Here is a 13,698-nt window from a genome sequence, read left to right as displayed (position 1 = left end):
TCATATAAGGTCAATCCCACGTCTAAATGGGAAATCTATTCCCCCAACCCACTTTTATGCTTAATATCCTAGAAGGGCATATTACTCTGAGCGTATATGGACAAGTTTTATCACTTTCTTACTTTAGCTGGCATCGGGCTATATTGGTTACTGGTCGCAGGTGTGACCATTCGTGTCGTTTTAAAGCGCCGTGCAGTGAGCGTGTCTTTAGCTTGGCTAATGATCATTTATATCCTTCCCGTTCTGGGTGTCGCATGTTATTTCCTCTTCGGTGAACTGAACTTAGGCAGAAAACGAGCCGAACGTGCGAAAGAGATGTTTACACCATTCGAGAAGTGGTTCAGTCAGCTTAACGACTGTAACGCGCACAACCCAGAAACGATGGGAAGGCACATCTACCGAATTGATGAACTTTGTAACAACCGCCTTGGTCTTCCCGCATTGAGCGGTAATACATTGTCGCTGCAACAGTCACCTAATGAGATTTTGCATTCCATTATTGAAGACATCGAAAACGCGCAGAGCAGTATTCGAATGGTATTCTACATTTGGCATCCGGGTGGTTTGGCTGACTCTGTCGCTTCTGCACTTATCCAAGCGGCTAAACGCGGCGTAGATGTCAAGCTATTGCTCGATTCAGCAGGTAGTCCACGTTTTTTCAGAAGTCCTTGGTATCGAATGATGCAGGATGCTGGAATTGAAGTTATTCAAGCGTTAGAAGTGAAGATGTGGCGTATTTTCTTACGTCGTCTTGATCTTCGCCAGCATCGCAAGATCATCGTAATTGATGATGAAATTGCTTATACAGGTTCAATGAACTTGGTTGACCCGGCTTACTTCAAGCAAAATAGTGGCGTTGGGCATTGGGTGGACATCATGGTTCGCATTACAGGACCAACGGTAAACGTATTGAGTGCCATCCACTGTTGGGATTGGGAAGTCGAAACTGGCGAACGTCATTTACCAAGACTACCTGAATGCAAGATCGATGAGAGTGAATTCCAACACCCTATTCAGGTTGTGCCTTCTGGCCCAGGTATGCCGGAATATCTGATCTATCAAGTATTAACATTGGCAATAAACCAAGCCAATCGCTCGGTACGAATCACAACACCATATTTCGTGCCCAATGCTGATTTACTCGAAACGTTAAAGATGACAGCACAACGAGGCATTGACGTTGAACTCATTATTCCACATAAAAATGACTCTATGATGGTGCAATGGGCGTCACGCGCTTTTTATAGTGAGCTCTTGAGTGCAGGGGTCAAGATTTATGAGTTTTATGGTGGTTTGCTGCATACAAAATCTGTCGTAATTGACGACCAATTCTGTTTAGTTGGCACCGTAAACATGGATATGCGCAGCTTGTGGCTGAACTTCGAAGTGACCCTCGCCGTTGATGACGAAGAGTTCACCAAGCAAATGTCTTGGTTACAAGATAGCTATATTAAGCAATCTCACACTGTTGTATTGGAAGAATGGGAGAAAAGGAGCCTATTTTCTCGGTTCTTAGAGCGAGTGTTCTATCTCTTCAACCCACTCCTCTAATACCTCAAATACACAGGCTAAAAAACCTCCAGCACTACATGCATCCTGCTGGAGGTTTGTTCTTTTAGCTCCCTATCTACACGATACCTCTCGACAGCATTACCTGTTCATCTTGGCTGTTATTGGCTGATAGTTGACTTTTCCCTTGCATAACCTACGTCGTCCATGTTTTAAATATTCAAAACCGCAATATTTAAGACAGGGAACTTTTATGTCAGAGGGAAAAAAAACCAAACTCATTACCGCTGGCCGCGATAAAAAGTGGACAAATGGTGTTGTAAACCCACCCGTTCAACGCGCTTCAACCGTGGTATTCAATACCGTTGCAGAAAAGAACCAAGCCACCATTAATCGTGCAAACAAAACATTGTTTTATGGTCGCCGAGGCACCAACACGCACTTTGCTTTCCAAGACGCAATGGTTGAGATTGAAGGTGGAGCTGGTTGCGCGCTTTACCCTTGTGGAACGGCAGCAATTTCAAACGCCATCCTCTCTTTCGTTGAAACTGGCGATCATATTCTAATGGTGGACACTTGTTACGAACCAACTCGTGACTTTTGTAACACCATCATGAAGAAGATGGGCATCGAAACCACCTATTATGACCCAATGATCGGTGAAGGTATCCGAGACTTGATTCAGCCGAATACCAAAGTCCTTTTCTTGGAGTCTCCTGGTTCAATAACCATGGAAGTCCAAGATGTGCCTACATTAGCGCGCATTGCCCACGAGCAAGATATCATCGTGATGCTAGACAATACATGGGGAGCTGGCGTGAACTTCTCTCCTTTCGAGCATGGGGTAGACATTTCCATTCAAGCGGCGACTAAGTATATCGTTGGACATTCAGATGTCATGCTAGGTACTGCTGTTGCTTCTGAAAAGTATTGGGATCAGCTTCGTGAACAAAGCTACCTGATGGGTCAGTGCGTTTCTCCTGACGACGCATACCTAGGTCTTCGAGGTATTCGCACGTTGGATGTTCGCCTAAGACAGCACGCAGAAAGCAGTTTAAAAGTCGCTCAGTGGCTCGCTTCTCGCCCAGAAGTTGATCATGTCCGCCATCCCGCTTTAGAAACAAATCCTGGCCATGAGTTTTTCAAACGAGACTTCACAGGTGGAAACGGCTTGTTTTCATTTGTTCTCAAAACGTCTTATCCAAAAGCGACGACGGCTCTGCTTGATGGCATGAAACACTTCAGTATGGGTTACTCTTGGGGCGGTTATGAAAGCCTCATTCTAGCTAACGAACCTAAGAGCTTTAACAGCCTGAGAACCATAGCTCACCCACACTTTGAAGGTACTTTGGTTCGTATTCATATTGGCTTAGAAGACGTAAATGACTTGATCGCTGATTTAGAGGCTGGTTTTGCGCGTTATAACGCCTTAATGCTTGAAAAAGAAGTCTCCCTATAACAATGATTGAATCGCCCTGCATTGCGGGGCGTTTTTATAAACCCCTGACTTAATTAGAATTAACTAACATTCACCCGAGCCATTAATTGATGTTAATCATTTGTGTTGTTTTTCAATTGAGCAGTCACAGAATGAAATAATGTGCCACAAATAGGCTTTCCAAATTTAGAGTTTCTCTCCTACTTTTTATCATTCATAAGAGGTCATACCACAAGGAGATAGTTTTGAAACTCAAATTTATAGCGCTAATACTTTTTACCTTAGTTACCGTCCCAATAACCTCCGTATACGCTGCAACAGGTTATACCCAAACCAAGTATCCAATTGTTCTGGTTCACGGTTTGTTTGGTTTTGATACCCTGGCAGGCGTTGATTACTTTTTCGGAATACCACATTCCTTAACAAAAGATGGCGCTACGGTTTATGTTGCACAGGTATCCGCGACCAATAGCAGCGAAGTTCGAGGGGAGCAACTGCTTGCTCAAGTAGAAACCTTACTTGCAGCAACAGGCGCAGAGAAAGTCAATCTCATTGGTCACAGTCATGGTGGTCCAACAACGCGCTATGTTGCCTCTGTCCGTCCTGACCTAGTCGCATCAGTTACGAGTATAGGAGGCGTTAATAAAGGGTCTAAAGTAGCCGATTTAGTTCGTGGCACCGTATCTGAGGGTTCGGGTAGTGAGCAGCTCGCGGTAAAACTGGCGCAAGGCTTAACTACTCTTATTAATCTTCTATCAGGTGGTTCTGATCTCGACCAAGACCCTTTAGCCTCACTAGCAGCATTAACCACGGAAGGATCATTAGCGTTTAACCAACACTACCCGGAGGGAGTCCCTACCAGTGAATGTGGTAATGGTGACTTGCTGGCTTCAAATGGCGTTTATTACTACTCATGGACCGGATCATCCACTTTTACAAACGTTTTCGATCCGACCGACGCTGCCATGATGGTACTTGGCTTAGCCTTTGATGGGCCAAATGATGGCTTAGTTGGTGCGTGCAGCACACATTTGGGCAAAGTCATACGTGATGATTATCAAATGAACCATTTGGATGAAATTAACGGCCTACTCGGTATTCATCATCTTTTTGAAACCGATCCAGTCACGCTTTATCGCCAACATGCAAATCGTCTCAAACTTCAAGGTTTATAAGAGGTCATCACAATGAAGAAAGTCGCTCTCACCACTTTTATCCTGCTCTCGATATTTGGCGTGGGAGCGCTTTCTCTGTTGCAAAGCGACAAACAACAAGAGATAACCTCTAACCATTCGCAATCTCAGCAAGATATAGCCGCCGATGTCTCTTCTCCAAAAGATTTCTTCGAATATTCTCTTAGCCGGCTGGGCGAAGAAGATCTCGATACGATCAAAGCGGAAGTCAATGATGACACTTTAGCAAAGCAAACTCTGAATATTGATGCCACACTTTTTCAAGCCTACCTTTCCTACAAGCAAGCACTCACTGCATTAGAGCCTTTTGAGCACAACCACCTAACGCTTGAACAGTTAACCATGCTGAATGAAGCAATACTGAACTTACAGCTTCAATACTTTAACGAGGTGCAGATAACCCAATTGTTTGACGAAGAAAACCGACTTCGCCAACTTGCTTTAGAAAAGCTGACGATTAAAACACAGGCATCGGATATCGAGAGTCAAGCACACCTTCTCAATCAAGCGCTATCAGAACAACCGGATTACATACGAGAAAGTGAACGCAATAACGCATTAGCAGAGCAGCTCGAGCAAGCTTCTCAGCTTGATTCACAAGACAAGTACATCGCCCGTGTTGCTCTGGTAGGAGATGCCGGAGCGCAGAGGCTGCAAAAGCTTGATGAGCAAAGAGCATCATTTGAGACTCAACTCGCCACTTACTTAAAGCAGCGTCAAAATATTCTGAATAGGGATTTTCTAGGGCAAGACGAAAAACAGGCAGAAATCATTGCTTTAAGAAAACAAAGCTTCGATGCCACTCAATGGCGTCGAATCGAAGCTTTGGAACGTATTCATGATAGCCAGAACTAACAACATTAGCTTAATCGCCAAACGTTACTTATTCTGCTTTTTAGGACATCCCACGATATGGTCATCCACCATGCCGACGGCTTGCATGAAAGCATAACAGATGGTTTCACCGACAAACTTGAAGCCTTTCTTTTTTAGAAATTTACTCATGGCTTTGGATTGCTCTGTCGAAGCTGGTACGTCACTCATATGTTGCCATTGATTGACGATTGGTTCACCGTCCACGAACTGCCACAACGCGTCTGATAAACTCCCGTATTCAGCAATTAACGCTTTGGCCGCTTTGGCATTACTGAATACCGAGTTAATCTTTCCGCGATGTCTCACAACATCGAAGTTTTCCACGATGTATTCAGCGCGTTCTTCATTTCTTTGTTCCAACGCATCTAGATCGTAATTCTCGAACGCTTCTCTGTAACCTTCGCGCTTTTTAAGGATGGTGATCCAACTAAGACCAGCTTGCGCACCTTCCAAAGTAATAAATTCAAACAGGACTTGGTCGTCATATACTGGCACGCCCCATTCGGAATCATGATATTCGCGCTCTAATGGGTGATTCATCGCCCACGCACACGTTTTTTGTTCTGTCATTATTCTGCCTTAAAAAGCGCCTCTAACTGATGAGCTAGAGGCGCAATACTTTTCATCTTTATATCAGTAGCACTAAGCCTGTTTCGGTACTGCCACTTTATGGAACAAACGATACAACACTGGCACGACAATCAGTGTCAGGACTGTCGCAAAACCCAAACCAAACATAATCGTAACCGCCATTGGTTTGAAGAAAATATCTGGCAACAGTGGGATCATACCAAGGATCGTCGTGATAGCAGCCATACAAACGGGACGGACGCGACTTACCGCAGCATCAACAACCGCGTCATAAGCCTCTTTACCGGACTTCATTTCAATTTCAATTTGGTCCAGTAATACGATGCCATTTTTGAGCACCATTCCCGATAAGCTTAAGAAGCCGAGCAATGCCATAAAACCAAACGGCGTGTTGAGCGCCAACAAACCGGTAGTGACACCAATTAACGCCAGCGGCACGGTAAGCCAAACAATGAGTGGCTCTTTGATAGAGTTAAATAGGAATACAGTGATCAAGAACATGAACAAGTACCCCATTGGCATGGTAGTAAACAGCGACTCTTGAGCATCACCAGAAGATTCGTATTCACCACCCCACTCTAGTGAATAGCCAGGAGGCATTTGAATCGCTTCGATTTGGGGCTGTAAACGTTTTTGCAACGTCGATGCGGTTTCTTCACCTAGAATATCAGGGTCTGCCATCACAGTGAGCATACGCTTACGGTTCTTACGTACGATGATAGGATCCTCCCAACGCATGTCGTAACCCATTGTGACTTGTTGAAGTGGGATAAACTCACTCTGTGCTGGACTCCATATTTTCATGCCTTCAATGTTACGAATATCAATACGTTCATCTTCAGGTAAGCGAGCCACGATAGGCATGAGCGTAGTGCCGTCTCGGTAAAGGCCTATCGTCATTCCAGAGAATGACATGGACAAGAAGTCATCGACATCTGATTTTGTAATGCCATAGCGACGTGCCTGACTCTCGTTAAACTGCGGTTCAAGAACTTGGGTTCGTTCACGCCAATCATGCCTGATATTTGTTGCCTGAGGATCGGCGTACATGATGTCCTTGACCTGAGCGGCTATCGTACGAAGGACGGTTGGATCTGAACCAATAATCCGCGCTTCAATTTTTGCACCACCACCAGGGCCTAACTCGATCTGTTTGAGCTTGTAATTGATTTCTGGGTAGTTGGCTTTTAAATACTCTCGAAACTTCGCCATTAATGGTTTTAACGCTTCGTAGTTTTCCATACGAGTGGTTATCTCACCATAAGCCGCATAACTTTTCTCTGGCGCGTACGTTAACATGAAGCGCTGTAAGCCTTTACCCGCGGTCGTCGTGATATGGTCAACATGCTCATGCTTAGCTAACCAACTTTCTAACTCTTTAAGCGTTGTGTTGGTTGCTCGAATATCAGTTCCTTCTGGCATCCATACATCTAACTGAAAAATCGGCGTTGTCGAAGATGGGAAAAACGCTTGCTTCACAAAGGTGAACCCGTAAACACTTGCCGCTAATCCCGCAATCAGCACCACAACGGTAAACCAAGCACGACGCATACAAAACTGAAGAAACTTTTTATAAATAACGAAAATAACCCCGTTATATGGATCATTTTCTTCCCCTTCACCTTGTTTAATCTTCTGGCCTTTAAAGAAGATGTCAGCAAAGAATGGTGTCAACGAGATAGCGGTAAACCAGCTCAACATTAAAGAGATCAGCAGAACCGTAAATAAAGTGCCACAGTATTCGCCCGTCGAGTCTTCAGACAGTCCAATTGGCGCAAATGCAGTTACCGCAATCACAGTTGCCCCAAGTAATGGCCACTTGGTTTGGGTAACAATGTCGGTCGCTGCTTGGAGTCGAGTTCGCCCTTTTTGAGTACCAATCAAAATCCCCTCAACCACAACGATGGCATTGTCCACCAGCATACCTAACGCGATAACCAAGGCACCTAATGAAATCCGCTGTAAATCTATCGCGAGATACTTCATGAAAATGAACGTACCCAGCACCGTCAGCAGCAAGATTAAACCGATTAGTAGCCCAGAACGTAGCCCCATAAAGAACAGAAGTACGATAATGACGATACCGACAGCTTGAGCCAAGCTCACAACAAAACCGCTAACCGATTTATCCACTTCTTTCGGCTGACTATAGATTTCCGAAATTTCGATACCGACAGGTTGCTGGTACTTTAGCTCGGCAAGGCGATGATCAAATGCTTTTCCGACTTCAACGACGTTGACGCCTTCAGCAAAAGAAACGCCGACGTTTAGTGCAAGACTTCCGTTAAAATTAATAATATTATTCGGGACTTCTACGTAACCACGTTTTATTTCCGCCACATCTTTCAAGAAGATGAGCCCCTGAGCACCCGACTCAGTAATCAACAAATCGCCTAGCTCATCCACACTCTGGAACTCGCCAGTCGGCTGAATTCTGATGTACTCATCACCAATTCTGATCGCTCCTGCGTCAGAAACTACGTTTTGCGTCGAAAGAAGATTAAACACGGTATCCGGAGCAAGACCTATACTGCTCAATTTTTTCATCGATACTTCGATGAACACTTGCTCTTGCTGTTGCCCAGATACCGAAACTTTACTCACGCCATCAACCAGTTCGAGCTCTCGGCGTAAGTAATCGACGTAATCCAGTAGCTCTTTATAGCTATAACCGTCGCCAGTCACCGCTAACAAAATCCCGTAAACATCACCAAAATCATCGATCACTTGAGGTTCATTCACACCTGGAGGCAACGTCCCTTTAAGGTCGTTCACTTTACGGCGTAACTCATCCCAGATTTGTGGCAGATCATCAGGGCCATAATTGTTCTTCATCGTGACCGTGATTTGCGATAATCCTCGGCTAGAAATCGAATTCACTTCATCAACATAAGTAAGCTGCTGAATCGCTTTTTCGATTGGGTACGTCACTTCTTCTTCGACTTGTTGCGGTGTCGCACCAGGGTAAGAGGTCACTACCATCGCATCTTTAATAGTAAAAGCAGGGTCCTCAAGACGCCCTAAACCAAAGAATGCGGCGATACCACCAATCAAAAATATCAGTGCGACCATCCAACTGATGACGCGATTTCGGATGAAGTACGCAGCAATACCGGTCACATCATCATCACTTTGAGGCACTGATTTATTAAGGTCGCTCATAGACCAGCCTCCTGCATAGCCATTTCCTGTATCACTTCCACTTTCATGCCATCCCTTAATCGAGAAACACCGGCAATCACAACTTTGTCTTTGAGCATGAGACCATCAAGGATTTGAATGGACGTTTTAGATGCCTTACCTGCTCGCACCTGTTTGCGCGATACCGTATTGTCGCCATTCAGTACCCAAACAAATTTGTTTTCGCGCCCCAACTCGTCACCATCCGCATTAAAAATGGCTTCGATAGGGACATTAATTCCTAGGTTTAGATCAAGCCCAACATTCTCGTCTTTAGACGTTACTTCAACAGCCATCCCATCTAGGATGTACTCTTCTTCCGGCATAGGAAGCGACAGTGTGACAGTAAACGTACCTGTTGTTGGGTCGGGTTCGGTTGTAAATTCTTTTACCGTCGCGTTATATTCGTTACCGCTGGGCACGCGCACCAATGCTTTGATCGCGGTGAGTCTTTCTTCCGTTGGCGGTTGGTTCACATAGAGGCGGTCTGGAAGCTGAATCAACACTTCGACTCGCTCCAAGCTGTGAATATTAACGATATGCTGTCCGACTTGAACATTTTCGAATTGGTCGATATTAACTCGCGAAATAATCCCATCCACGGGCGCTTTTAAGGCAGTAAATGATAGACGAAGTTTGGCTAACTGAAGCTCTGCTAAGGCGATTTGTCGTTGTGCTGCAATTTCATCAAACTGAGACTTAGCTAATAGGCCTTTATCAACCAAAGGGCGTGAGCGGCGATACTGACTGTCGACAACAGAAAAACGCGCACTCGCATTATCTACATCCAACTCATAGTCCGTGGGATCTAGCGTTGCAATAACATCACCCTTCGTGACTTTGTCGCCCTCTTTTACCATGATGCGGCTGACTTCTCCTGCCACTCTGAAGCTCAAATGAGAGCGATCCGCTGCATTCGCAACCGCAGGGAAGTACAAGTTGTCGTCCACCTTGTTTCCCGCTAATGACGTAACTCTAACTCGTGGCGTTTCGAGCTCTTTTTCTGGCGCCTTATCCCCACAGCCAACGAGAAAAAGCGTTGAAAGTAAAGTCGCTAGAGAGATGATTCCTTTCATATTACAACCCTCTTTCCTTAATCCACGCTCTTACCTTAATTCCGGGTTCAATTACACTGACACCCGAGATAATGATTTGGTCGCCATCGTTAAGCCCAGCTAACACTTGATTTTTGTCATTCATCTCAATTGCGGCTTTGGACACAATGCCTTGCTCATCGACACGCCAAACGTATGTTTTGCCGTTCTCTACTAGCAGCGCAGAGTTAGGAATCTTTGTCGCTCCTGCACTTTTGGACAGGAGGTAAGCATTGCCAGACATTCCCGGCAAAAGGCCTATTTCTGCTGGCCGTTCCATGACCATCGTGACTTTGTAACTGCCTGTTTTAGGATCGGCTTCTGTATCGATTTCCTGAAAGGTTAAATCAAAGGCTCGCTCGGGGAACGCATCAAATATCATTCTGGCAGAGACATCGCTCCCCTGCGTGTAACGATTTAGAAGATAGTCTGGGATTTGGAATATCACTTTGAGGAGTTGGTTGGACTGAATATTCATCACCCCTTCTTTCGCGGCAACATATTCATGGTTTTCTGCTGGAATGTACGAAATGGTGCCATCATATGGCGCGACAAGTTTGGTATACCTTAAGTTTGCCTTTGCTTGATTCCATTGAGCTTTTGCCGAGTTGTGATTCGCTTTTGCCTCATCAAAATCTTGCTCAGATACTACTTGGTCTTTACGTAGCTTTTGGTATCGCTTGTATTGCACATCTGCGAGCAAAAAATTTGCCCGAGCTTGCTGTTCGAGCAGAGAATATTCATCTGGGTTTAATGACGCCAAAACATCACCTTTACTGACGACTTGACCTTCATTCACTTCTATCGTTTGAAGAAGCCCAGGAACTCGAAATGTCAGTACTGCTCTATCGCCAGCTTCCGTCGTGGCAGGAAAATGTCGCTCAAACTGGGCATTGCCAACAGATACTGTAAATAGCTTCGCAGGGCGCGATTCAGGTTCAGGAACAGGAGGAAGTTCTTTACCGCACCCCGACAAGACAGCCGAGATGGCAATAGGAATGAGCAATTTTCTCATTACATTCATCCATAAAAATTGGGGGATTATTTTTAAAGTAGATGAATTTTGAACGAACTTCCAGAGCAGAAAAGATTAATAGTGCTTTAAAATTAGTAATTTGTGATAAAAAAGCAGGCTTTATGCCTGCTTCAGTTAAATCTTCTTTGGATACAAAATGCCTAGAGCTTACTGAATTCTCTGTTCACCCTATATGTATCAGACGTAACATAAGCTTCCATGTTACGAATTTTGCCATCAAGACGGTCAAAATCCCTTTCCAACACACTGAGCAGTTGATCAGGGCTTTGCCCTTTCTGCCAAGGCTTACTTTTGAGCGTATGCTCTTGCTGAGCTCTGATATTTTCAGAATACGTTACTGGTTGCTTTTCTAACATAAACGCCATCGCGATGTACGCTAACAATACCAAAAACGTACCACCTAACAGCGCTGCAGAAATCACTACAATACGAATCAACCAAACTTCTGCACCAAAGTAGTTGGCAATTCCGGCGCAAACACCGGAGATTTTGCCATTTACTGGGTCACGATACAGTTCTCGATTATTCATACTTGCGTCTCCATGTTGGTGACTCAGCATCCAAGATGCGCTCCAATGTATCAACTCGGGACTGCATCGCTTCCGCTTTTTCAGATAGTACCTGAAGGCGCTCTAAATCCTGGCTCGACAGTGCACTATCTGTTTTGCGTTTGCTGCGATAGTGTAAGAAGAGCCATAGTGGAGCGACAAAGATTAAAAAGACAATCACTGGTCCTGCTATAAAAAATGCCGACATAAATGGCTCCTTTCTTATTTATCTTTCGATGACATCTGTTCTTTCAGTTTTGCCAACTCTTTTTCAATTTCGTCTTGTGCCTGCAACTCTGCAAACTCTTGTTCTAGCGATTTAGCATTACCGGTTTGAGCATACAGGTCTGCTTCCGCTTCCATTTCATCCACTTTACGTGAGTATTGCTCAAATTTCGCCATCGCTTCATTAGTACGGCTAGTGTGCAGGTGTTTTTGCACATCACGACGGTTAGATGCAGTTTGGTTACGAATTGCTAGTGCTTGCTGTTTTGCGCGCGTTTCAGCAATTTTGCTTTCCAACTTACCAATCTCGCCAGTAAGCTTATCGATCGTTTCTTCCACTAAGGTTTGCTCAGTGTGGAGGCCTTTAATCACTTGCTCTAGCTTTTGCTTTTCAATTAACGCTGCACGAGCTAGATCTTCACGCTCTTTAACTAATGCTAAGCTCGCTTTTTGGCCCCATTCGCCAATTTGCTCTTCTAACGTTTCAACCTTACGAGCCAACTCTTTCTTGTCTGCAATCGCTTTAGCCGAGTTAGTACGCACTTCAACAAGTGTGTCTTCCATTTCTTGAATGATAAGACGGATCATTTTTTCAGGATCTTCCGCCTTGTCCAGTAATGCACTGATGTTTGAGTTAACGATATCTGCAAATCGAGAAAAAATACCCATAACGGAACTCCTCTTTTTTCCTATTAAAACTCGACAAGGTGGTGATTAACCTTGTGTCTCCCTGAATATATAACAAGTAACGTGCCAACTTATAATTTTCTTTTAAATCAGAGCGTTATTCATTTTATTGTCGTTACACACTATTGTGCTATGATGTTTTTCACCAACTGTTGGTGAAATTTACCAACTCTATCTCTAAATCATGGCTCGGCTGTTAAATAAGAAGGACTTTATGAAGCAAAACCTGATTGGTGAATCACCTGCTTTTCTCGCTGTACTAGATAAAGTATCACAACTTGCACCCATTGAGCGCCCTGTCCTCATCATTGGTGAACGAGGTACGGGTAAAGAACTCATCGCTCAGCGTTTGCATTATTTATCAAGACGTTGGGATAAACCACTACTATCACTCAACTGTGCGACATTAAGCGAAGGGCTAATAGATTCCGAATTGTTTGGACATGAATCCGGCTCCTTCACGGGCTCTAAAGGTAAGCATAAAGGGCGTTTCGAGCGTGCCGAGGGCGGTACTTTGTTCCTTGACGAACTGGCAACCGCACCACTTTTAGTTCAAGAAAAGCTATTACGTGTCATTGAATATGGTGAATATGAGCGAGTTGGCGGTCATACCGCTCTCAATGCGGATGTTCGACTTGTTTGTGCAACCAATGCCGACCTACCAAAATTGGCAGAGCAAGGTGATTTTCGTGCAGATCTGCTCGACAGGCTAGCCTTCGATGTCATTATGTTACCCCCTCTTCGCGAGCGCAAAGAAGACATTCTCTCTTTAGCAGAGCACTACGCGATGAAAATGTGTCGTGAACTGCAACTGGAATACTTTGTCGGTTTTACCCCAAAAGCGCAGCAGTCGCTTATTGAATATGAATGGCCCGGTAACGTCCGCGAACTAAAAAACGTGATTGAACGTGCGATTTACCAACATGGTCTGAATGCTCACCCAATTGATGAACTGGTTTTCAATCCTTTTGAAACGGTTTGGCACAGCGCGCTTGGCCATAGTGCAAAACAAGCAGAACAACAAGAAGAGGAAGCATCAAGCAACACCATCCAATTCCCTCTAGACTATAAACAATGGCAAGAGGAACAAGATATCCATTTACTCAATCGTGCATTGGAAGAAGCCAAGTTTAATCAACGACAAGCAGCCGAGCTACTTGGCTTGAGCTATCACCAATTACGAGGGATGGTTAGAAAATATGGTTTGGTCGGACAAAGCTAACTTGACCGAGAGTACTCAATCAATACACGAGCTCGTGACTGCGCTCTAATTCGCATGCATTTATGGCATAACACCTTACAGTGTATGGATTTTATGTTT

At 44.5% G+C, this 13,698-nt stretch carries 12 protein-coding genes; 5 read left to right on the top strand and 7 right to left on the bottom strand.

Annotated features, from left to right (window positions below):
* Positions 1–96: 96 nt before the first annotated feature.
* The 4 genes from cls to R7R78_RS00125 all read left to right on the top strand — a co-directional run bounded on the left by cls (position 97) and on the right by R7R78_RS00125 (position 4,995).
* A complete protein-coding gene (cls, locus tag R7R78_RS00140; protein WP_005378105.1) occupies positions 97–1,551 on the top strand; it encodes a cardiolipin synthase in 1,455 nt (484 codons plus the stop codon).
* A 211-nt stretch (positions 1,552–1,762) separates the two neighbouring features.
* Positions 1,763–2,968, top strand: coding sequence for a cystathionine beta-lyase (locus R7R78_RS00135; RefSeq protein WP_213872601.1), 1,206 nt, complete (start codon positions 1,763–1,765; stop codon positions 2,966–2,968).
* A 224-nt stretch (positions 2,969–3,192) separates the two neighbouring features.
* On the top strand, positions 3,193–4,122 hold the full coding sequence (locus tag R7R78_RS00130; RefSeq protein WP_213968609.1) for an esterase/lipase family protein: 930 nt from the start codon (positions 3,193–3,195) through the stop codon (positions 4,120–4,122).
* 12 nt (positions 4,123–4,134) lie between these two features.
* Positions 4,135–4,995: a lipase secretion chaperone gene (locus R7R78_RS00125; RefSeq protein WP_213893744.1), complete on the top strand. Its 861-nt coding sequence runs from the start codon at positions 4,135–4,137 to the stop codon at positions 4,993–4,995.
* 24 nt (positions 4,996–5,019) lie between these two features.
* Here R7R78_RS00125 and R7R78_RS00120 read toward each other — a convergent pair whose 3' ends face one another.
* From R7R78_RS00120 to pspA, 7 genes are all read right to left on the bottom strand, one after another.
* A complete protein-coding gene (locus tag R7R78_RS00120) occupies positions 5,020–5,586 on the bottom strand; it encodes a DNA-3-methyladenine glycosylase I (protein ID WP_005378109.1) in 567 nt (188 codons plus the stop codon).
* 72 nt (positions 5,587–5,658) lie between these two features.
* Positions 5,659–8,769, bottom strand: a complete 3,111-nt coding sequence (vmeI, locus tag R7R78_RS00115) for an efflux RND transporter permease subunit VmeI (protein ID WP_225472776.1) — start codon at positions 8,767–8,769, stop codon at positions 5,659–5,661.
* Positions 8,766–9,863: an efflux RND transporter periplasmic adaptor subunit gene (locus R7R78_RS00110; protein WP_171344589.1), complete on the bottom strand. Its 1,098-nt coding sequence runs from the start codon at positions 9,861–9,863 to the stop codon at positions 8,766–8,768. Before R7R78_RS00110 ends, vmeI begins: the two co-directional genes overlap by 4 nt.
* Before the next feature lies 1 nt (position 9,864).
* Positions 9,865–10,896, bottom strand: coding sequence for an efflux RND transporter periplasmic adaptor subunit (locus R7R78_RS00105; protein WP_054577943.1), 1,032 nt, complete (start codon positions 10,894–10,896; stop codon positions 9,865–9,867).
* A 161-nt stretch (positions 10,897–11,057) separates the two neighbouring features.
* Positions 11,058–11,447, bottom strand: a complete 390-nt coding sequence (gene pspC / locus R7R78_RS00100; protein ID WP_025766867.1) for an envelope stress response membrane protein PspC — start codon at positions 11,445–11,447, stop codon at positions 11,058–11,060.
* The gene (pspB, locus tag R7R78_RS00095; RefSeq protein ID WP_005378117.1) at positions 11,440–11,673 is read right to left on the bottom strand and encodes an envelope stress response membrane protein PspB; all 234 of its coding nucleotides are present in this window, start codon (positions 11,671–11,673) and stop codon (positions 11,440–11,442) included. The genes pspC and pspB overlap by 8 nt, the downstream gene beginning before the upstream one ends.
* Positions 11,674–11,687: 14 nt before the next feature.
* Entirely contained in the window at positions 11,688–12,359 is a 672-nt protein-coding gene (gene pspA / locus R7R78_RS00090) for a phage shock protein PspA (protein WP_005378119.1), read from the bottom strand.
* Positions 12,360–12,591: 232 nt separating this feature from the next.
* On the opposite strand from pspA, the gene pspF reads away from it, so the two are divergent.
* On the top strand, positions 12,592–13,599 hold the full coding sequence (gene pspF, locus R7R78_RS00085; protein ID WP_017820869.1) for a phage shock protein operon transcriptional activator: 1,008 nt from the start codon (positions 12,592–12,594) through the stop codon (positions 13,597–13,599).
* The last annotated feature ends 99 nt before the right edge of the window (positions 13,600–13,698 follow it).

Source organism: Vibrio sp. 2134-1 (genome assembly GCF_033339495.1).
This window is presented reverse-complemented; position numbering and strand designations above follow the sequence as displayed.

Bases quoted from the DNA above. Each gene is read 5' to 3' on its own strand.
- R7R78_RS00110 (WP_171344589.1), bottom strand. From the start codon at position 9,863: ATGAAAGGAATCATCTCTCTAGCGACTTTACTTTCAACGCTTTTTCTC.
- cls (WP_005378105.1), top strand. From the start codon at position 97: ATGGACAAGTTTTATCACTTTCTTACTTTAGCTGGCATCGGGCTATAT.
- pspC (WP_025766867.1), bottom strand. From the start codon at position 11,447: ATGAATAATCGAGAACTGTATCGTGACCCAGTAAATGGCAAAATCTCC.
- pspA (WP_005378119.1), bottom strand. From the start codon at position 12,359: ATGGGTATTTTTTCTCGATTTGCAGATATCGTTAACTCAAACATCAGT.
- pspF (WP_017820869.1), top strand. From the start codon at position 12,592: ATGAAGCAAAACCTGATTGGTGAATCACCTGCTTTTCTCGCTGTACTA.
- R7R78_RS00120 (WP_005378109.1), bottom strand. From the start codon at position 5,586: ATGACAGAACAAAAAACGTGTGCGTGGGCGATGAATCACCCATTAGAG.
- vmeI (WP_225472776.1), bottom strand. From the start codon at position 8,769: ATGAGCGACCTTAATAAATCAGTGCCTCAAAGTGATGATGATGTGACC.
- R7R78_RS00105 (WP_054577943.1), bottom strand. From the start codon at position 10,896: ATGAGAAAATTGCTCATTCCTATTGCCATCTCGGCTGTCTTGTCGGGG.
- R7R78_RS00135 (WP_213872601.1), top strand. From the start codon at position 1,763: ATGTCAGAGGGAAAAAAAACCAAACTCATTACCGCTGGCCGCGATAAA.
- R7R78_RS00125 (WP_213893744.1), top strand. From the start codon at position 4,135: ATGAAGAAAGTCGCTCTCACCACTTTTATCCTGCTCTCGATATTTGGC.
- pspB (WP_005378117.1), bottom strand. From the start codon at position 11,673: ATGTCGGCATTTTTTATAGCAGGACCAGTGATTGTCTTTTTAATCTTT.